The following is an 18,903-nucleotide window of genomic DNA, read 5'->3' on the forward strand; positions in this document are numbered from 1 at the left end:
GTGCGCCGCCCCGGGTTGGTTCTGAGGGCCTGGACGGTCAGCTGGCCATCACGGTGGAGGAGTGGCCGTTGGCGCACTCGCCGGTGAACAGGCCCTTGAGATCGTCGCTGTAGCCGATGGTCGGCTGACCGCACACGCAGGTGTAGGCCATCGTGAACTGGGCGTCGTGGTTGGTCCGGTACACGGCGAAGTCGACTTTCTTGCCCATGACGTGCTCCTTCGCGGTTACGGGCGGGTGGTCTGAGCGGTGATGGTGGCGGCGATCCAGCGGGCCGCAGCTGTCCGGGAGGGCAGGCCGTGCCGGGTGACGGTGGGCGGGTCGTAGCCGACGCCCGCTCCCCACACCGTTCCGCCTCGCGGGCCGCGGCGGCGGGTGATGAACCCGGTGACGTCGGCGGCGGTGCGGGGGGTGGCGGGGGCGGTGGTGACCAGGTAGCCGACCGGGTCCGGCGGGGTGTCGATGCGGCGCAGGACGGCCGGGCCGGGGTGCAGCCACAGCCCAGCCGACCGCAGGGCGGGCTGGCCGTAGCCGGTGACCCAGGTCGCGGTCAGCCGCAGGTGTGCCTCCGACCGCATCTCGTCGACATCGGGATTGGGGTCGGTGTCGGTGTCGGGAGCGATGTGGGCGGTGAGGTCGTGGACGGTGCCACACGACCAGCACACCGCCCGCATCCCCAGCTCACTCATCCCGCCGGGCCGCTCCAGGCGCAGAGTCTGCACGTCCCAGGCGAGACGGCGGCAGCCGGGAAGGTGACCGACGGGCCGCCAGTTGAGGTAAGCGTGCCGCAGGTTGCTCACCGCTGCCTGCCGCACTGGCCGGTGCCTTCGCACACCCCGCACTTCTGGGTGGAGGTCATCCACCCCTCACCGCCGCAGCAGTGACAGGGGCCCCGGAGCGGGTTGGGCGGAGTCGTTCGATGGGACATGATTGATGTGCTCCTTGTCGAGGAGTAGGGGGGCGGCCTTGTGTCTTGGCGGATAGGGGCCGCCCCTGAGAACGGAATCGTGTGATGCGCCAGCCGGTTTGGCCGGAGCGCCCCGGTAGGGAGTCGAACCCTGCCTTACGACCATCGGGGCTAAGACCGTTGTTGATTTAGCGGTGCACCACGGGTTTGCTGAAGTCACGGTGGGCAAGAGCGACGGTCATGCCGTCCTGCTGCAGACGCCGGGTCAGGGCCGTGGCGAAGACGGGAGCGCGGTGACGGCCACCAGCGCATCCGGCAGCGATGACCACTACTCCGGAACTGGGGCCACGAGTGAACGCGGTCGCTGCAGCTACGGTGGCCTCGACCAACGCGGCGATGCCTGGCGTGGCCAAAACAGCGACATACACCGGTTCGTCGTGAGCGGTCATGTGGCGCAGTTCGGGGCTGACGTGCGGGTCCCGGAAGTGCTGACGCAGGTCGATGATCAGATGCGCCATCGGTGGCTTCTTGTGAAGGTAGCCGAACGATTCAACGCGAACTTGCACGTCGTCGAGTGAAGTTCTTGTCATGGCGGTCGTGCTCCTGTCGAGAAGTAGAGGGCAGTCCTGTGTCTTGGCGGATAGGGACTACCTCAGCGGTACGGCTTCCCTCGGGCGCAGACGGCTTAGGGGGCGCGCCTGGCCTTGTTAAGGGGGCTTGCAGTCACGAAGGTAAGACGGCTTGCTCGCCTTCGTCAAGGGGAATCGCTAGAGTTGTGCTAGCCCTCTTAACAATCCGGGTGGTGCAAGATGCTTGAGGACCTGAAGCGACTCCATGAGGTCGACGACCCCGTGGACAGGGGGAGGCGCGCGACGGCGCTTCTGACGGAGTGCCAGTCAGCGATAACTGAGCTCGCTCGCGTCCGGCGAGAAGTGATCGACGAGCTTCGTCAGCGCGGCATGACCCAGGCCGACATAGCCAAGGCGCTCGGTCTGACGCGGGCGCGCGTGAGCCAGCTCGCCAAAGCGGGGCCGCCACCGGAGCGCGCCTTCCTCGGCATCGGACCGCTCACTGTCGCCGTCGCCCTCAAGAAAGAGTCCGAGTTTGGAAGGCCGGCTGTTGCCCAGGAGACAGTCGAGGCCGCCAACCGTCTGCAGGCCTTCGCTCGCGGGATGGACCTCGACTCCTCGTTGGAGTACGTCGCTCCGCCGGGGATCTTTGATCTCAACCGGGACAACCTCGTGGTGATGCTTGGACCACGGCTTTCACCGCTGGTCGCACAGCTACTTGAGGCGGATCACGCTCTCAAGTTCCGCAAGGACGACCAGGGGTGGCATCTGGTGGATCAGCGGGCTGACAAGGTGTACCGATCACCGATGGACTCGGGGAAGAACTCCTGCGTCGGTTACCTGGCACGCCTCCCACGCCCCGACCAGCACGGAACATTCCTGTACGCCTGCGGTATTCACGCGATGGGCCTTCAAGGAGTGATCCACTTTGTGGAGAACAACCTCGCGAAGCTCTACGAAGAGGTGCGCACGCGTCGTTTCTCCATGGCCATCGAGTGTGACTTCGCTCCCGAAGGGCACCAAGTCACCGCCAGCAGAGGCTTGACTTCGCTCTACCGTCATGACGAGGCCTGATGCGCATCACGTTTGCCACAGCTCCCGGAACAGAGAGCCGTCCCAATGAAGATTTCGTGCTGGCCACGACCCGGGCTGCCCTCGTGCTCGATGGTGCTGGCGGCCCGCCCGAGCTTGGCTCAGGGTGCATCCACGGAACACCGTGGTACGTAGAAACCTTGGGAGTGCGCGTGATGGACCTTCTCATCACCAATCGAGAAATTCCGCTCGCTGACGCGCTAGCGGAAGGGATCTCTCACGTTACCGCACTTCACGCAGGAACCTGCGACCTCCAGAACCCAGGATCCCCATCAGCGACAGCCGTCCTGATCCGAGAGAACGAGCAGCGCCTCGACTACCTCGTGCTCTCTGACGCCGTTCTCGTACTTGACGGCCACGACGGTATTTGCCACCTAGCTGATCGTCGCATCGACGAGATCGGCTCCGAGACCCGCAAACGAATGAATAAATTTCGTCCCGGCACGCCAGAACACCAGGCCGAGCGGCTTCAACTCGTCGCGGAGCAGCGTAGGCTTCGCAACCGTCCAGGCGGCCATTGGGTCGCAGCCACAATGCCGGAGGCGGCATATCAGGCGCTCAATGGCTCCCTGGCTCTTCATGACTTACGGCGAGTAGCGTTGCTCAGTGATGGAGCGGCGCGCTACGTAGATTTTGCGCTCGGCGACTGGTCGGAACTCATGGTGATGCTCGCTGAACAAGGACCCGAAAGCCTCATCGCATGCGTTCGGCGGGCGGAGAATGACGATGCGAATGGCATGCGCTTCCCACGAACGAAGCGCTATGACGACGCTACCGCCCTTCTGGCAGTAACCCGAGATGCCGTGCTTGGCGAAGACACGTAAAGGTCAGGCATCCTTACCTCTCCGGCTGAATGAAAATTTATATACGGCTAATAGAGGCAGTTCTCTGCTTGATCCGTTGGAGGCACTAGCTGGCCAGCTTGCTTGTCTGCAGATCTTCAGCTCGGGCAGGCACTCACCGACCACACGCCTGGGTCTGAGCAGCAGCCGCTAGAAGGCTTCTGAAAAATATCAGATCTGTGCTCGGACGAGGTGGTGGAGCAGGGCGAATGCCATCAACTAAGTTGATGGCATTCTCGGAGGTGTAGGTGTCCGTAGTCCTTGGCTAGGCGGACGCAGCGGCCCAAGGCGAAGATATCCTCCATGACTCAGCGACGTGTGACCATGGCGAACCGGCGCACTGTCCAGGCTAGTGCGCCCACCAGCGTCCAGTGCCCGAATACCTCCATCACGTCGAACAACCACACTTGCAAATGTGCTCGACCCACTACAGGAACAAACCTCGATAGCCTGGTCCACTCAGCCGTAGGCTAAGCAGGGGGGCTGCTGAGGTTAGTCAGTGGTGACCTGCTCCCCGTAGCCCTCGTCCCATCGCGGGCGCCAGCAGAGGTAGGCCGTCTGCAGGATGGTAGATCGTGGGCAGCAGCCGTCAGGTATAGCTGCCTACAGCCAATAGGCCAGAGCGTTAACGATCTATACATCGAGAGATGCTCCCTTGGCTTGGCCAGCGGGATCAGCGGGGTCATTCGGGGCTGGACGTGTCTATGGGCATGAAGCTTCCTTCCTCGGCGCCAGCGGTCTCCGTCACCCCAGGAAAGGGAAATATGCCATCATCATGTCCAATCGCGGACTTTTCGGACACTTTCATGTGTCGCCTTCTGGCAAGCCCCCATTATCAAGGCCGAACTGTTAGACGGATCTCACATCGATACAGGTCACAGCCGCATCGAAGCGGGTTACCGGTTGGGCTGAGGCTGATCGATTTGAAAGGTCCGTAGAGCAGGAGCAAGGGTGACGGGACGCACGGAGCCTGAAGGACCGTACGCAAGTAGCTGGCGGTATAGCTACAGCTCGCGTAGCGGAGAGGGCCACACGAGAGATGGCACCATTTCTGCTTCAACTACACCACACAGGGTCACGAAATACTCTATGATAGCTCTTCCGGCAGTGTCTTCTCCGAGCCCCTCACCCCTTGGAGTGGCCTAATGAATTACGAGCTCCAGCGCCTTAGCTCGGCAGATTTCGAAGATCTAGCACAAGCTTTGGCTCTAAAGGTACTAGGAAATGGTCTAAGCATATTTGGCAGTGGTCCAGACGGGGGTAGAGAAGCAACATTTGATGGCCCGGTCCCAATTGATACTGATTCTGGCCCATGGAATGGTTATGGAATCATACAGGTTAAGGCCAAGGAGGAAATAACCACCCCAGCCGCAGACGCAAAATGGCTGATTGGTGAACTGAAAAAAGAGTTTTCGCGATGGCTAGAGAAGCCCAGCAAGTCGCGCGCGCCACAATATTACATCATTGTTACCAATGTTAAGCTAAGTGGCGTGGAAGACACGGGAGGAATGGATAAGGTAGGAAAAGAGTTAGGTCAGTTGGGTGATCAAATCAATTTAAAAGGTTTTCGGGTTTGGCATCATGAACACATCTGCCGCATGTTGGATGATGCGCACGCTATTCGCCGCAATTATCGCGCCTGGATAACTCCCGGAGACGTACTCGCTAACGTGCTCGATGAGCTCGAAGGTAAGGATAAAGACTTCATGGTAACAATGGAGTCTTATCTGGCGCGAGAGTTTTCAGAAGAGAAAAACGTTAATATGCGTGAGTCGGGATCGGCCAGCGATGACCCGACCAATCTGGCTGACGTTATGATAGATCTCCCCTTAAAGAAAGGTATGCGTGTACAGGATGATGCTACTGTGCTGCACACCTTAATTTCAGTAGCAGATGCTTGCCAAAGCGCACCATCCAGCATAGAAAGCGAAAATGTTGCAGGCGCACAGAGAAATCGATTTGTACTAGTTGGAGGACCAGGGCAAGGAAAAAGCACGGTAAGTCAGTGGCTCTGCCAGGTATATAGGTGCGCTCTATTAGAAAGCCGGCCTCCTAATGGAGCATCTGAGCTCAAAAAGCTAAGTGCCAGAGTGCGCTCCCAGGTAGCCGCGGAAAGGCTTCCGTTCCCCACCGCTAGGCGTTGGCCGTTCCGAATCAACCTTACACAGATTGCCGATGCTATATCAGAAGGAAAAGCTGTATCCGTTCTTGACTTCCTTGCACAGCGTATCAACAAGCGTATGGCCACATCTTACACAGCTTCCGACCTTCGTCGTTGGTTGGGCGAATATCCTTGGTTTGTTGTCCTGGATGGTCTTGATGAGGTCCCAGTAACTAGCAATCGAGCGGCGATCCTTAGGTGCGTAGAAGATTTTTGGATCGATGCTGCTGCTGTTAATGGTGATGTGATCTTAGTCGCGACTACAAGGCCTCAAGGATATACGGAAGAATTCTCTCCAGACTTCTATATACATCTAGAACTAAGCCCTCTAGGGCAGGACGAAGCATCGTATTATTTTCGACGCTTAATCGATAATAAGATCTCCGATCCAGATCGCCGGGAACTGGTAACACGTCGGTTCGATCGGGCCCTATCTGAACCTAATACTGCTCATCTTATGCGTTCACCACTACAGGTGACGATTATGAGCGTCCTTCTAGAGCGGATTGGCGAACCTCCGCGAGAGAGATATTCCCTTTTCAAGGAATATTACAGAGTTATTTATCAGCGAGAGCTCGAAAAAGATACGCTGGCAAGTCACGCTTTGAGAGATTATCAAACCGAAGTTGATGCGATCCATGCTTACTTCGGACTGCAACTACAGATTCGTGGTCAAGAGGACGGTGGCGCCGAATCCGTAATGTCGGAAGATGATTTCCGTAATCTCGTCCTTAAGCGTCTCGAAAGCGAAGAATACGATAATACTGAAGCCCTTGATCTCGCGAATATTCTGATTAATTCCGCATTGGAAAGACTAGTTTTTATTGTACCAGTCGGTATTGATAACTTTGGATTTGAGATCCGTTCACTTCAAGAGTTTATGGCGGCGGAAGCCATCTTGGATGGGACAGACGATGAGATTGCTGGACGCCTTCTCGATATAGGGTCCAGTTCATATTGGAGAAATGTATGCCTGTTCGCCGCGGGCAAAATACTGTCCAGCCGGCAAGCCCTGCGACCAAGGCTGCTAGAAGTTTGTGCAGAGCTGAATGCTGGCATATCTGACGAGTATGATTTTTCGCGAGTGACGTACGCGGGTTCTCGACTAGCCATAGATATTCTTAGAGATGGATCAGCAAATAGGCAACCTAGGCCGAAAAGGCTACTGACAGATCTAGCTGCTCAAGCACTGGCCCTTCCACCAAATGAAGCACAAAATTCACTTAGCTTGGCCAGGGATAATAGTGCCTTACCCTTGATAGACGCGAAAGTGCGAGAAGTTCTTGACCAGAAGGACGGGATAAGCCGACTCGGTACATGGAACTACCTAGGGTTCTGCGCTGACTCTGGCGACGAAGCGAGTTACCGAATTCTCAGCGAGGAATATAAACAACTAGATGACGTACTGCGCCTAGAGTTCGCAACTTTAGGACTCGTCACTGGATCTGTCAGTCTAGTTTTGCAAGCGCTTCCAACTATACAGTCGCAACCGCTAGAAGACGTCCTTCGTAGAATCCGCTCACCCCGTTCTAACTTTAGATCTTTCTCCTCTAGTAGTCGGAGAGATAGAAGTTCGACTCTCGAATGGTTAAAGTTCTTAACGTCGGAAGAATTAAACGATGGCCAAGATAGCAACTTTAACGTAGTAACAAGTGGTGGCCGGTTGACCAACTTTTCTTTTCGGCTATGCGCTGTAAAGGATGAATCGCAACAGCTTGAAGGCCTGATATCCGAGGGAATTCCAAATCGCTGGATTCCCTTCAGGGATGTTATTTCTTTCTCGGCTGAACCTTCATCTAAGGGGCTTGAGCATGCCCTTTCCAGACTTAAGCAGTCGAAGGACAGCTGGGAGGGATTAAAAGGATTTTTCCCTTGGGTTGTAAATCTAGGCTATTTCGAAATGCTTCAGAACCCAGACCTCACACCAGCTGAAATTGTCGAACGGCTGGGAGGTCCGACTAAATGGGAACTGTTGGAAACCAAGTGGCGTAAAGGGGTCAAGGCGGGTGACTTAATTCGACCGGACTCTTCAAAGAGCTCTATCGATTACGTGATAAATGAGGGTAAATTTCCACTAGAGGCAGTTAACGGCATCGCTTATGGCGGTGATGACGAATCCGGGAAAAAGGAGATCGGTCGAGCACTGGAGAATAATCAAATAAATAAGCATATTCTTGCGATTTCATATCTTTTCATAGCCGAGTGCAGGGCGAATGAGCTTATACCTTTGGGCTCAATAAGAAATGCGATCAAAAGCGCGGATATGGAGGAGAGTTGGAAGTTGGCCCCTGGAGGCGCCACACATCGTCTCCTCTCCGAGAAGTCGCTAGATGTGCCCGTTCTTAACGAAATAGGAAATAAGTGTAACCATTATCCACACTTTGGATCCGCCGTGAGGGCGGCAATAGACATTAGTAGGATATTTGCTGCCTGGATAGAGGCGCCCGAGCATTCCGGGTTGCTTCGCCTAGCTTTCTCGCTCTATGGTCACGGGGTGGATGCTCCCATTCCAGTCGAGCAACTCAGGGCTCACGAACAAGAAATGGGTCGTCAAGTCAGGGTCATCTCCATACTTCTTAGGCTTTTGGCAGGCGATTTATCAGCTTTTGATGACCTGGTGAGGCACATCGAAAAAGATGAAGATGACGACCTTCTAAGGTCGTTCGTCGTCAGGCTACCATTGCCAAATGGGACTGCGGGAAAAATGATATGGTGGCGGCTTTGTAATAGCCAAGCGATCTCTTGGCAGGCCAGGGCTATTCTTATGGATAGAGCTGTAGATGCTAGCTCTGCATCCATGGTCTCAAAAAATAGATTGCGTACCCTCTTATAGGGCCTCCAGCCCAGAAACCCTCTCCAGGCTCTGCCATAGCAGGCCAATCAGCCTCTTCCCCTGGCAGGGTGAAGCACCGAAGGTTTTCAGAAACCTCCTAGGGATTCTGCACTATCGGAGGTTGAGTCTGTTGGTTAACTCAGTTTGGGGTTAGGCGGCTGGGGCGGGTTTGAGCTGATTGAGGTGACTGGTTCGGGTGCGTTCGAGTGGGTGGCCGTTCCACCAGGCGTTCAGGTGGATTAGGTTGAGTGCGATGGCCGCGTAGATGTGCTGTAGGTGGACTTTTTCTTTGCCTTGGTAGCGGGCGCGGCGGATGCCGATGGTGGCGACGGCCTGGTGGATGGTGGATCCGATTCCGGAGCGGATGGCGTAGTCGTTCTTCCAGGCGGTGGTGGTTTGCCGGATGCGGGCCTGGTCGAGGATTTCCTGGATGAGGCGTGGGCGCACGCTGATCTGACGGTCGTTGTTCGTGGAGTCGGTGCACTGCTGGCGGACGGGGCAGGGCTGGCAGGTGCGTTGGTGGAATCTGATGACGGTCGCTGCCGCGTTGGGTGATGGGGGTCCAGGAGGTGCTGTGGTGGCCTTGTGGGCAGGTGGCCTGGTGGTTGTCCCAGTCGATGGTAAAGGCTTCGCGGGTGAAGCCGGCTGCTGCGCTGGCTTGGGGGAGTTGTTGGACAGCATGAGGGTGATCAGGGTAATGCCCCAAGTGGTGTGAGCTTTGGCGGGTCCTCGTCAGCTCTACGAGGGTTCGCAACACTAAGAAGTCGGGGTCGGCAACGCCAGCTGATGCCGGTCTTTGGGAAGGGCTGTGTCGTATGCGCGTCGCCGTAAGTGCTTGGCCGCTCGTCGCTGCTGCGTTTTAGCACATCAGGTGCTGTGCAGCGCCTCATTAGACAGGGCTCTGTAAAACCGTCGGCTCAGCCTACGCAGGTTCAAGTCCTGCACCTGCCACCAGCCAAAACGGCAGCTCAGAGCCCCGCGAGGGGCTCTTTTGCTTTTCCGGGACATGCAGTCGTACGCGGCCAGGAGCAGCCGTGTGTCACCGCTCCACCGACATACGTGCAATGATCTTGAAGGCGTTTCCCCAGGTGGAGCCGGGGTTTCCGGGCGCTGCGGGGACGGGAACCGGCCTCCGGAAACGCCAAGGGCCCCCGGGATCTTCGGGGTCCTGGTCGTACGGCATGCGGCTCACGCGGCCAGCGCGTCGTCTATCCGCCGGTTGGCCACGTCCTTCTGCCCGCCGAGGCACTTGGCGTAGACCCGCAGCAGGACGTCCACGCTGTGCCCGGCCCGCTCGGCCACCTCGGGAGCGGGGACACCCGCGTTGAGCCACAGCGACACCGCCGCGTGCCGCAGGTCGTACGGCCTGCGCGCCAGGGGAGAGGCCACCTGGGCAGGAGCGAGAGCAAGCTTCCTGGCCTCCTGCCAGACCTCGGTGTAGGCCGTCGAGGCGACCACCCCGCCGCGCTCACTCCGGAAGAGCCGCCCGTCCTGGCCGGTGCCGTACTCGGCGATGTGCTCCCGGAGGATCTCGACCAGCGTCGGCGGGATCGGTACCGGCCGTACGTCGTCACGCCCTCGATGCTTGAGTCCCCGCTGTCGGTCCACCGCGTGTCGACCTCGGGCCGGGAGACGTCGACCGTCAGTCGCCTCCAGCCCTTGAGCGGAAGGTGGCAGTCCTGCACTCGCAGGCCGACCGCCTCGGCCGGGCGCAGGGCCGCGTAGTACATGCACGCGAACAGCGCCATGAGCCGCCGACCCCGACCGCGACCGCCCACGTAGGTGACCATGGTCAGGAGCTCCTGAGCCTGCCGCGGATTGACCGCCACGCGAGGGTCGACGGTCTCGGTGGGTGTTTGGTTCATAAATGCGGTGAAAGATGGCGGTTCTTCGCGTTCTCGGCGCTGATGGAGTTGGAGACTCTGGGACAGATGCGCGCCACTTGAGGTGAGTGAGACGCACACGGACACCTTCTGCGCCCAGGTTCCGTTTGATCCAAACATGCCCGCCATATGCCGTTATGGCAGATGGCTGCGGCGCCTCACCTGCCTGACCTGACCGATACGCCTCTGGCCGGCAGACCCGTACGGCGCTACGCCACGGTCATGACCGAACACCGCCGCTACCCTCGGCATCGACATGCAGATCGTCCGCCGCGACCCCGGCGACCGAGGCTTCACCGTCCTGCCTCGCTGCTGGATCGTCGAGCGCACCCTGGGCTGGCTCATGCTCCACCGACGCCTGGCCCGCGACTACGAGACCCTGCCGGCCAGCTCCGAAGCCATGAGCCGCCGCCTCACCGGAGAATCCACCCCGACCTGGCGAGACACCTGAGCCCAAATCAGACGGAATCCATGGGATCAAACACCCACTGATCGTCGCCCAGAGATACGGCATCGACGTGGACAAGGCGTACGAGTGGGGCCATGCGTTCCAAGGCCGTCATCAACCGGGCAGTAAGCCTTCCCTCCGTGAAGACGACTCTCTTCTGACTCGGGCTCCGTACCTGTTTCCGGCCTTCGGTAATATCTCTCGAAGGCCGGAAGTCCGCGTCCAATAAATCCAGTCGTTCGAGCTATTTCGCTGAGATCACCTCAATGACCGGTTCAGCAAAGAACGCCCTTGTACCACGCGAACTTGATCTCGTATGTAAGGCCAAGGAAGGTTGACCCCGGACGTACGCACTGGTCGTATCCGGGCAGGTCCCAGTGCCGTTCGACACGGATAAGGACATTGACATCTGAGTTGCAGTGGGTGTAGTAGGCACTCCCGCCGACCTCGTCGTAACCGCATTCGACGAGCGCCCTCGCGCCGCCCGGGTCGCCGGCGGTCGTGATGGCGTTGGCGTATACCGGAGCAGTGGTCAGCGCCAGGGCGGCTAGCGTGCCGCCAACCGTCTTGAGGATCCGGGTAAGCATTCGTATTTCACTTCCCTTCGCGTCGTGCGTAATTTCATCCACAGTATCCAGTGGGATTTGGGTTGCTCCATCATAATTCCTGCCAAACAGTCAAGGTTTTCTGCCAAAGTCCCTCAGTCGTGTTGCGCCTGCCCTGTGAGAACTAACGTCTTCGGAGCGGTGGTTCGCTTGACGGCGCCCCAGGCAATGAGGGCGTTCACCGGGTATCGGTGCCTGTTCCCGTCTCGGCGCCAACGGCGGAGCCGTCGCCGATGTGCGGTTTGCCGGTCGGTGCTGATCTTTAAGAAGACAAACCGGTTCGGCCACTCGGTTTTGATCGCGGTGAAGAACGATTCGGTCATCGCGTTGTCGTGGCGGACGCCGGTGCGGCCGGCCGAGGGGTGGATGGTTTTGTGCATGTTCACCCGGCTACCGAGGGCGGGTGGGGTTCATGCCGAGCTTGCGGGCCGCTGAGGCGACCGTGCGGGGCCGTCCAGCATCATGCGGGCGGCTTCCTCCTTGAACTCGGGCGAGAACCGCCTGCGACGTCGCGTCACGTGCCTATCTCTTCCAGGCTCTCTGTCAGGTTATGCGCCTGACTGTCTGGAAATCGTTGAGCACCCCACGGTGACTCGCGCGACACTATGCTCACTCGCGGTGCAGCCGTATATCGCCCCCCAGGCCAATGGTTGAAGATCCGGCAGGCCCATAGGCTCGAACGAGGTCCCACACCGCAGCGTCGGCGGACGGCGTGTTCCGTCGCGCCGGCGAAGGACACGCAGATCCCACCAGGGGAGGCACCTCGATGGAAGGCCGCCACGAACAGGACAGCGCGACCGCCGACGGCCGAACGTCGGCGTCCTTCCTGATCGACGAAGCGCTCATGTTCTATTACCCGGCCGCCCTGCGGGCCGTGGCCGCGACCGGCGTGGCGGACCATCTCGCGGACGGTCCGCGTACCGTCGAAGACCTGGCCCGGCGTACGGGTGTCAACGCGCGGAGCCTGTACCGGGCCCTGCGGGTGTCGGCGACCCGCGGGATCTTCGAGGAGCTGGACGACGGCCGGTTCCGCCTCACCCCTGCGGGGGACGCGCTGCGCACGGACGCGCCCCTGTCGGCGCGGTCGGCCGTACTGATGCTCACGGACCAGTCGATGTGGCGGCCCGCCGGCGAGATGGAACGCTGCCTGCAGCGGGGCGGTCCGGCGTTCGACGACATCTTCGGCATGCCGTTCTTCGACCATTTCGCACAAGATCAGGCGACGGCGGCCGTCTTCCACCATGGGATGGCGGCCATGTCCGCCCAGGAGAACGCGCCGATCGCCGCGGCCTGCGAATTCCCCGAATCGGGAGTCGTCGTCGACGTCGGGGGTGGCCAGGGCGGGCTGCTGCGGGAGGTGCTGGGCCGGAGGGACGGCCTGCGGGGCGTGCTCTTCGACGCCGAGCACGTCCTGCGAGACCACCTGCTGGACGTGGCGGAGACCCGTGGCCGTTGGGAGCTGGCCGTGGGGGACTTCTTCACCGAGGTCCCCAAAGGGGACGTCTACCTGCTGAAGCGCATCCTGCACGACTGGGAGGACGACCAGTGCGTGGCCATTCTGCGCAACTGCCGTACGGCGATGCGGCCGGGCGGGCGGATCCTGGTCATCGACGCGGTCGTTCCCCCCGGCAACGCCCCGCACCAGGCGAAGCTCGTCGACCTTCTGCTGATGGCCTCTCTCGTCGGTCGTGAGCGCACGGCGCAGGAGTTCTCGCAGCTTTTCGAGGCGGCCGATCTGCGGCTGTCCCGCGTCGTCCCCACCGGTACCGTCCTGTCCGTCGTGGAGGCGACTCCGAAGGACCCGGACGGCTGATCCCGGCCCGCGCCGAGCCTCCGGCGAGCGGGTGAGAACTCCTGTGCGGCTGCCCGCCGCCACCGCCCCGCGGGGTCGAGCCGATCTGTCCGAGCGACGATGTCAACGGGCACCGGCGCGCGTTCAGGTGTCTCCGTCGTACGGACAGGGGGCGGTCGGTCCGTCTCCCGGATCCCGCACGTCGCGGGGAGAGGGTGGTGCTCGAAGCGCTCCGGGCCGTCCCAGGTTTCAACTCGTGCGGTCACAGGCGGCCCACCTTTGGGAGGTCACGGACGGGTGGCCACCAGTAGATCGACCACGTAGGTCTCCTCCAGGGTCTCGTCGGGGAAGACGTCGCGCAGGCGTCGACGCTCCTCGGTGAGGAAGGCGTGGGCCGTGGCCTGGTCGAGGACGAGGAACGCCGAGCGACTGCCGATGTTGGCGAGGTGCGTGTCGAAGGAGACCGTCCGCTGCCAGCGGAGCAGTCGGCGGACGACCCGTAGGCCGGTCAGACCGGTGAGCCGGATGGCCTCGCCGTCGTCGGGACGTGTCACAGGGTGCGGGGGCACTCCACAGTGATGCGCGATGCGCTCGTCCTGGGCGCGGATCCACGCAATGTCGAAGGCGTTGGTGTTCCACCACAGGGCGAGCGCGCCACCCGGGCGCAGGACACGCAGCGCTTCCGGGACGGAACGCTCGATATCGGTCCACTGCCAGGACTGCGCGTACGTGATGAGGTCGTGAGAGGAGTCGGCCAGCGGCAGGGCGTTGCCGTCGCCCCGGACGATCGGCACGTCAGGGAGCATCCGGCGGAACTCGGTGACCATCGCCTCACCGGGTTCGACGGCGATCACGTCGGCGCCCCGTTCACTCAGAAGTCTGGTCGCGATTCCAGTCCCTGCGCCGATGTCCGCGACACGGGCACCCGCCAGTGAACGGCCCAGTGATTCCTCAATGAAGTCAAAGAGCGCGGGAGGGTACGAAGGACGGCTCGCCTCGTACTGGGCGGCTGCCGCGTTGAACGAATGGGCGCGGGATCCGGCGGTCATCTCCTCGTTATCTTTATCCGGTTCATGTTGACGATCGCTTCCGGTATCGGTCGGACCGTGGACATTGGAAAGCGACGGAGAAAAGCCACTCGTCGGGAAGCCGCGGCGGCACGTTCACGACGCGCTCCCCGAACCGACGGGCACACGTCTCAGCCGGGCCGCGCCGACGGCGTTGAGACCTACGCCCCAGATGAGGAGGACGGTGCCCCATTGCAGCCATGCCAGGGGGGTCATCTGGCCGGAAAGCAGGTTCCGGGCGGTGGCGTACGGCGCCAGCCAACCTTGGACGGGACTGGCGCGCAGCACCAGCCACAGGCCCATCGGCAACACGATGGTGCCGAGGCAGGCGACCACGGGTGACCGTAGCAGCAGGCCCAGCGCCGTACCCGTCAGCTGGGCCACGACCTGTACCAGCACGCCGCCCAGGACGAGAGTCTCCACGTTGAGCCAGGGGTTCACTCCGGGGACGGCCGGAGTGAGGGTGAGGGCCAGGGCGCAGGTCAGGGCCCCGAACACGCCGAAGGCGGCGGCCAGCAGGGTCGCCGCCAGCAGGGTCGGGGCGAGCCGTGCCGTACGAGGTGTTCTTCGCAGGTCGTGGGTGAGCAGTACGCCCAGGAACGGCACCGTGATCGACATCAGGCTCTGCGCCGCTTCCGTGAGCATGGCGAACGTCCGGCCTGCGGGCGGTGCCTTACTCATGCCCACGGCCGCCGCCACGCCCGCCAGCAGGGTGATCGTGACCAGTCGGCGGCGGGTGCGTGTTCCGACGGAGCGCCGGAGCGCGTCGCCCAAACCGTTGTCAGCGTTCACCGGACATTCCCTCCAAAGTTCGCCTCGTCCACTTCTTATGGCATATGTCGCGCGATTGTTGAAGGTATCGGCATTAAGACCGTGTCCTATGCGGTGATGGCTTGTTGGTTGGGGCATGGGGCGGGGTACGTGGAGTTGGATTGTTCCGGACGGGTTGTGGGAGATCGCGAAGCCGCTGATCCCGCCGGACCGGGTGCGGCTGCAGGACGGTGGGACGCGGAAAACGCCCGATGAGCCGCTGTTCGCGGCGATCGTTCACGTGCTGGTCAGCGGGTGCGCATGGCGTGCGTCGCCGCCCTGCTTCGGGGTCTCCAAGCCCACCGTTCACCGCCGCCTCCTCATCGAAGGCCGGTGTCTGGGGTCGGCACGCAACCGGTCCAGGGCCGGGCCCAGGTGCTCGACTGTGGTCGCTTCGGCGTCGGCCCGGTCGGGGAAGCGCACTCGCACGTCGTCCCCGCCCAACGGGACGGACGCCCCCCTGATCAACTTCCTGTTCGACGGCGGCGTGCTCAGCCCGGCCGAGGCCGCTCTCGCCTCCCGGCCGCCGCGCGGCGAGAGGTGAAGGGCTTCGTCGGCCCCGTCCCGGCTGTCCCGGTGATCCTCTACGCCGCTGCTGGCCCTGGAGAGGGTTCTCCGCCGCGCGTCGGCCGATTCGCCGTCGAACGCCACGCGAGCGACGTCCGGCGGCGAATCCTTGCACTCAAGTTCGTCCGACGAGCCACCGCGGAGGCCGCCGGTGAAGCTTGAGTAGTACCTCAGACCATCACCAATGGGGTCGGAGGATTATGTACTGGACGCCGCTGTCGGGCCTTTTCAAAGGGATGTCCCGCCCCTTGGTGTGGCCGTGCTGGGTGATGAAGACACCTCCCCAGGCGACATTGGGGCTCCCCTTTTTGGTGACAACGGCCGCGTGACGCCATGGGTCCTGGCCTGCGGACTTCTTGTGATGGTTGAACCAATAGATGATGTCACCGACCCGGACCTCGGGCCAGGTACCGTAAAGGCGGACTTCGGTGGCTCTTCTCCGCTTGCTGTAGAAGTGGTCAAAGTTATGCCGTACCGCCGCCCAGGAGTATGAATCGTGATCGAACCGTTCGTACCAGAGCCTGTTGTTTTTCCGATGCTTCCAGCCATCCCATTTGCCGAACATCCGTAGCCCTCCGCCGTGGTTGAGGACACGGGAAACGAAGTTGGTGCAGTCCTGGCCGTATTCCCAACGGTCATAGGCGTGCTTGTGGGCCCAACGAACCATTCCTCCGGTGTTCACGGCGCTCTGGGACACCACGCCGGCACGGGGTGTCCGGGCCTCTGAGACAGTGCTCACCGGCGGTTCGGGGATCTCCTCCCCGTCTGTCAGGCCGTTAAGTTCGAACGAGGAGGGTTCGACCTTGGCATCGACGTGGTCACCGCCGAGCTGCCGGGTCATCTCATAGCCCGATGTCTGCGCGGCCTGGGCCCGGAGGTGCAAGGACGCCGCCGGCGTTCGCTGCTCGAAGACGTAGTCGGTGGTCTCCTCCCAGTCACCACCGGTGGGTGTGTCCGCGTCCTGCGCGGGATAGACCAGGTCGGCGCTCACGGTCGCGCGAACAGTGATCTTGCCGGCCGAGGTGACCGACACGAGCGTGTCGCTCAGCCGGATGTTCCTCGTGGTCTGGCTGTTCTCCTGCGCGGGTGGGGGGATGTCGTCGGCCACCGTGCTCAGCACGGCGTTCACCGCCTCACCTTGCGGGCTCTCGGCCAGGGCGTCGTCAGCGGTCGTGTACTGACCGTCGGCGATCCCGGCACGCGCCTGGACGTAGGCGCGCACCGCATCGAGGTACTGCCCGGGGCCCCCGGGGACGGCGGCCGGGGTGGCCACCTCGCTGGTGACCCACGGCCCACTGCCGAACGTGGTCCGTGCGCGTACCCGGAAGCGATAGGCGGTGCCGTTGGTCAGTTCGCCGACCACGACGCGCTGCCCTTCGCTGTCGACGGTGCGTACGACACCGCCGTCCGCTCCGATCACCTGCAGGTCGTAGCCGTCGACAGGAACGGCCGCGCCGACGTCGTCGGGCTGGGACCAGTTCAGGAGCACCCCGCCGTCGCCGGGCCGGGTGTCGATCCTCGTGATCGCTCCCGGTGCCGTGGGCGCCACATACCGGATCTGGACGGTGGCGTTCTCCCCCAGCGAGGCCGCGGGCACGCCGTCATCCGCGATGAGGACCAGGCCAGGGTCACGGAACTCCGAGTCGGCCGGTGCCGCGTGCCAGTCCTGGACGAAGGGCGTGACGTCGAGCGCGGCATCGCCGAATCCGTACTCGGCCTCGGGTTCTTCCACCAGTCGCTGGACGACGTCGGCGCCTGTCGCGTTCTCGGGAAGTTGCTGCTTGAGCGCGTGGAGCTTGAGCTTCGCGTCGGCGGGGCACCCGGCGGCGCAGTGCGCGCTCCCCACGTTCACCGTGGCGGAGGTGATCTGCGCACCTGCGGGAATCGACGCCGGATCGATGGTGACCAGGGTCAGCTTCCGGGAGGCGCCCCCACCGCCCAGTTGCGCGTCATCCGTCACCGCCAGCTGACACGCCGCGCCGCCGCACGCGTCCGGCGCCGAATGCGCCACCCGGAAGGTGATCGTTTGCCTGCCCAGCGTCACGGTCCGCTCGGCCGGTGACTCCGGTTGCCGAGGCACGGTGAAGTCGATCGCACCGGAACGCGCGCTGCACGCGCCTCCGTCGGCGCATGACTCCATCTGCCAGCGGTAGGCGCCCCCTTGCTCGACAAGGCCCTCGGGGACGCGAAGGCTGACACGCCGGCCGCCTTCGGCCGTGGCCACGCCGAGCGGCGAGGCGCCGACAGGCTTGCCGTCGACGTCGAAGAGGTAGAACCGAGCGGTCATGGATCGGGTGGACACCCTGCTGACGACACCGGACAGCACCGGGCTGGTCGGTTCTTCAAGGCCTGTGGCAAGGTCAGTGGGCACGTTCGCGGCATCGGTGGTGAACTTGCGCCGGACGGACCAGAGACTGACGTCGCTGCCGGTGCTCACCTTCACCTTGAAGTCGTAAGACTTCGCATTCTCAAGGACACCCGCGGGGACCGTCCATGACGACGTGCCCCCTGAGGGAACGTCCGGAACGTCCCCACTGGCCACGACGTCGCTCCCGCCCTTGGGCATGACCACGAACGAGTGCTTCAGCGGACGCCCGTGAGGATCGACGGCCTTGGCGGTGAGCGTGGGAGTGGTGGTAGCGACGACATCCGCCCACGAGGTGTTCGACACGGCCGGTGTGGCCCTGAGGTCACCAGCCGGATCCGGGGTGGTTTCCTTGTCGACGGCGAAGAACACCGCGTCGAGCGAGCCGCGATACTGGTCGGCCGCCGAGTTCGGTATGCCGCCCAATGTCGGTCGGCCACTGCCGAGCTGGTCGACGAGACCGCCCGGAACAGGTTTGCTGCCCTTCAGCACGTTGCCGATGTAGAGGGCTAGGGTCGTGCCGGTCTTCCGGCATTCGACGTCGTGCCAGGCCGTGTCCACGATGGTCCCTGCCTGGACCCGGACTTCGGCACCACCGTCGATCTTGACGACGCAGCTGGCCACTCCGTCGTCGACGTCCAGCTTCCACTGGTCGGAGGCGCTGGGGAAACCCTGCTGGATCACAGTGTGCTTCCCCGCCACCGGCGCGGAGCCGAACCGGATCCTTGCCCCGAAGCGGAAGGTTCTCGCCCCGGCGGCAGGGACGGCGGCGCCGCCTACTTCGATGAGCGCCGAACCGGTGGACGGGAACTGGACGGCGAGCCGACCGTTTTCGCCTGGGACGAGCTGAAGCACGGTGGTGTCGGGTTTGACGGTGCCGTGGTGCTTCTGGCCGGTGACGTCGATTACGGGGGCGAGTTTACCGTCATTGAAGTCGTAGCGGAAAACCTCGTTCAGCATTTCG

Annotated in this window: 16 protein-coding genes and 2 pseudogenes; 8 read left to right on the plus strand and 10 right to left on the minus strand. The window is 62.0% G+C overall.

Features of this window, described 5'->3' with window-relative positions; translation table 11 throughout:
* Nucleotides 1–37: 37 nt before the first annotated feature.
* The 3 genes from ACIBVQ_RS11925 to ACIBVQ_RS11935 form a co-directional block, all read right to left on the minus strand.
* Nucleotides 38–208 (minus strand): hypothetical protein, encoded by a 171-nt coding sequence (locus ACIBVQ_RS11925; RefSeq protein ID WP_362774792.1) that lies wholly within the window; start codon nucleotides 206–208, stop codon nucleotides 38–40.
* A gap of 17 nt (nucleotides 209–225) precedes the next feature.
* The gene (locus tag ACIBVQ_RS11930; RefSeq protein WP_399177200.1) at nucleotides 226–813 is read right to left on the minus strand and encodes a hypothetical protein; all 588 of its coding nucleotides are present in this window, start codon (nucleotides 811–813) and stop codon (nucleotides 226–228) included.
* A 280-nt stretch (nucleotides 814–1,093) separates the two neighbouring features.
* The gene (locus ACIBVQ_RS11935; protein WP_399177202.1) at nucleotides 1,094–1,495 is read right to left on the minus strand and encodes an ATPase; all 402 of its coding nucleotides are present in this window, start codon (nucleotides 1,493–1,495) and stop codon (nucleotides 1,094–1,096) included.
* A 219-nt stretch (nucleotides 1,496–1,714) separates the two neighbouring features.
* Here ACIBVQ_RS11935 and ACIBVQ_RS11940 point away from each other — a divergent pair, with 219 nt between their 5' ends.
* The 3 genes from ACIBVQ_RS11940 (at nucleotide 1,715) to ACIBVQ_RS11950 (ending at nucleotide 8,402) form a co-directional block, all read left to right on the plus strand.
* Complete coding sequence (locus ACIBVQ_RS11940; protein ID WP_399177204.1) at nucleotides 1,715–2,548, plus strand: sigma factor-like helix-turn-helix DNA-binding protein; 834 nt, start codon at nucleotides 1,715–1,717, stop codon at nucleotides 2,546–2,548.
* Complete coding sequence (locus tag ACIBVQ_RS11945; RefSeq protein ID WP_399177206.1) at nucleotides 2,548–3,390, plus strand: integrase; 843 nt, start codon at nucleotides 2,548–2,550, stop codon at nucleotides 3,388–3,390. The genes ACIBVQ_RS11940 and ACIBVQ_RS11945 overlap by 1 nt, the downstream gene beginning before the upstream one ends.
* Before the next feature lie 1,163 nt (nucleotides 3,391–4,553).
* Entirely contained in the window at nucleotides 4,554–8,402 is a 3,849-nt protein-coding gene (locus ACIBVQ_RS11950; RefSeq protein WP_399177208.1) for an NACHT domain-containing protein, read from the plus strand.
* Between the two features lie 150 nt (nucleotides 8,403–8,552).
* On the opposite strand, the gene ACIBVQ_RS11955 is transcribed toward ACIBVQ_RS11950, so the two are convergent.
* Together ACIBVQ_RS11955 and ACIBVQ_RS11960 are read right to left on the minus strand one after the other, a co-directional pair.
* Nucleotides 8,553–9,083, minus strand: a complete 531-nt coding sequence (locus tag ACIBVQ_RS11955; RefSeq protein WP_399177210.1) for a transposase — start codon at nucleotides 9,081–9,083, stop codon at nucleotides 8,553–8,555.
* A gap of 507 nt (nucleotides 9,084–9,590) precedes the next feature.
* Nucleotides 9,591–10,010, minus strand: a complete 420-nt coding sequence (locus tag ACIBVQ_RS11960; RefSeq protein WP_399177212.1) for a hypothetical protein — start codon at nucleotides 10,008–10,010, stop codon at nucleotides 9,591–9,593.
* Nucleotides 10,011–10,523: 513 nt separating this feature from the next.
* Here ACIBVQ_RS11960 and ACIBVQ_RS11965 point away from each other — a divergent pair.
* A pseudogene (locus ACIBVQ_RS11965) lies at nucleotides 10,524–10,736 on the plus strand (IS5/IS1182 family transposase); the annotation flags it as partial.
* Between the two features lie 272 nt (nucleotides 10,737–11,008).
* Here the strand turns inward: ACIBVQ_RS11965 and ACIBVQ_RS11970 are convergent.
* Nucleotides 11,009–11,320 (minus strand): DUF6355 family natural product biosynthesis protein, encoded by a 312-nt coding sequence (locus ACIBVQ_RS11970; RefSeq protein ID WP_386192202.1) that lies wholly within the window; start codon nucleotides 11,318–11,320, stop codon nucleotides 11,009–11,011.
* A 113-nt stretch (nucleotides 11,321–11,433) separates the two neighbouring features.
* Nucleotides 11,434–11,718 (minus strand): hypothetical protein, encoded by a 285-nt coding sequence (locus ACIBVQ_RS11975; RefSeq protein ID WP_399177214.1) that lies wholly within the window; start codon nucleotides 11,716–11,718, stop codon nucleotides 11,434–11,436.
* Between ACIBVQ_RS11975 and ACIBVQ_RS11980 the strand changes: the two genes are divergently transcribed.
* A complete protein-coding gene (locus ACIBVQ_RS11980; RefSeq protein WP_399177460.1) occupies nucleotides 11,652–11,822 on the plus strand; it encodes a hypothetical protein in 171 nt (56 codons plus the stop codon). The genes ACIBVQ_RS11975 and ACIBVQ_RS11980 overlap by 67 nt on opposite strands.
* A 282-nt stretch (nucleotides 11,823–12,104) precedes the next feature.
* Entirely contained in the window at nucleotides 12,105–13,151 is a 1,047-nt protein-coding gene (locus tag ACIBVQ_RS11985; RefSeq protein ID WP_399177216.1) for a methyltransferase, read from the plus strand.
* 266 nt (nucleotides 13,152–13,417) lie between these two features.
* On the opposite strand, the gene ACIBVQ_RS11990 is transcribed toward ACIBVQ_RS11985, so the two are convergent.
* Both ACIBVQ_RS11990 and ACIBVQ_RS11995 read right to left on the minus strand, forming a co-directional pair.
* Nucleotides 13,418–14,179, minus strand: a complete 762-nt coding sequence (locus tag ACIBVQ_RS11990; RefSeq protein WP_399177218.1) for a class I SAM-dependent methyltransferase — start codon at nucleotides 14,177–14,179, stop codon at nucleotides 13,418–13,420.
* Nucleotides 14,180–14,293: 114 nt separating this feature from the next.
* Entirely contained in the window at nucleotides 14,294–14,989 is a 696-nt protein-coding gene (locus ACIBVQ_RS11995; RefSeq protein ID WP_399177220.1) for a hypothetical protein, read from the minus strand.
* A 115-nt stretch (nucleotides 14,990–15,104) separates the two neighbouring features.
* On the opposite strand from ACIBVQ_RS11995, the pseudogene ACIBVQ_RS12000 reads away from it, so the two are divergent.
* A pseudogene (locus ACIBVQ_RS12000) lies at nucleotides 15,105–15,314 on the plus strand (transposase); the annotation flags it as partial.
* Between the two features lie 78 nt (nucleotides 15,315–15,392).
* Nucleotides 15,393–15,551 (plus strand): hypothetical protein, encoded by a 159-nt coding sequence (locus ACIBVQ_RS12005; RefSeq protein WP_399177468.1) that lies wholly within the window; start codon nucleotides 15,393–15,395, stop codon nucleotides 15,549–15,551.
* Nucleotides 15,552–15,752: 201 nt separating this feature from the next.
* On the opposite strand, the gene ACIBVQ_RS12010 is transcribed toward ACIBVQ_RS12005, so the two are convergent.
* The gene (locus ACIBVQ_RS12010; protein ID WP_399177222.1) at nucleotides 15,753–18,899 is read right to left on the minus strand and encodes an amidase domain-containing protein; all 3,147 of its coding nucleotides are present in this window, start codon (nucleotides 18,897–18,899) and stop codon (nucleotides 15,753–15,755) included.
* Nucleotides 18,900–18,903 lie beyond the last annotated feature (4 nt).

Source organism: Streptosporangium sp. NPDC049376 (assembly GCF_044466505.1).
Taxonomy (GTDB): Bacteria; Actinomycetota; Actinomycetes; order Streptosporangiales; family Streptosporangiaceae; genus Streptosporangium.

Bases quoted from the DNA above. Each gene is read 5' to 3' on its own strand.
- ACIBVQ_RS11990 (WP_399177218.1), bottom strand. From the start codon at position 14,179: ATGACCGCCGGATCCCGCGCCCATTCGTTCAACGCGGCAGCCGCCCAG.
- ACIBVQ_RS11925 (WP_362774792.1), bottom strand. From the start codon at position 208: ATGGGCAAGAAAGTCGACTTCGCCGTGTACCGGACCAACCACGACGCC.
- ACIBVQ_RS11935 (WP_399177202.1), bottom strand. From the start codon at position 1,495: ATGACAAGAACTTCACTCGACGACGTGCAAGTTCGCGTTGAATCGTTC.
- ACIBVQ_RS11955 (WP_399177210.1), bottom strand. From the start codon at position 9,083: ATGCTGTCCAACAACTCCCCCAAGCCAGCGCAGCAGCCGGCTTCACCC.
- ACIBVQ_RS11940 (WP_399177204.1), top strand. From the start codon at position 1,715: ATGCTTGAGGACCTGAAGCGACTCCATGAGGTCGACGACCCCGTGGAC.
- ACIBVQ_RS11985 (WP_399177216.1), top strand. From the start codon at position 12,105: ATGGAAGGCCGCCACGAACAGGACAGCGCGACCGCCGACGGCCGAACG.
- ACIBVQ_RS11945 (WP_399177206.1), top strand. From the start codon at position 2,548: ATGCGCATCACGTTTGCCACAGCTCCCGGAACAGAGAGCCGTCCCAAT.
- ACIBVQ_RS11975 (WP_399177214.1), bottom strand. From the start codon at position 11,718: ATGCACAAAACCATCCACCCCTCGGCCGGCCGCACCGGCGTCCGCCAC.
- ACIBVQ_RS11970 (WP_386192202.1), bottom strand. From the start codon at position 11,320: ATGCTTACCCGGATCCTCAAGACGGTTGGCGGCACGCTAGCCGCCCTG.
- ACIBVQ_RS11950 (WP_399177208.1), top strand. From the start codon at position 4,554: ATGAATTACGAGCTCCAGCGCCTTAGCTCGGCAGATTTCGAAGATCTA.
- ACIBVQ_RS12010 (WP_399177222.1), bottom strand. From the start codon at position 18,899: ATGCTGAACGAGGTTTTCCGCTACGACTTCAATGACGGTAAACTCGCC.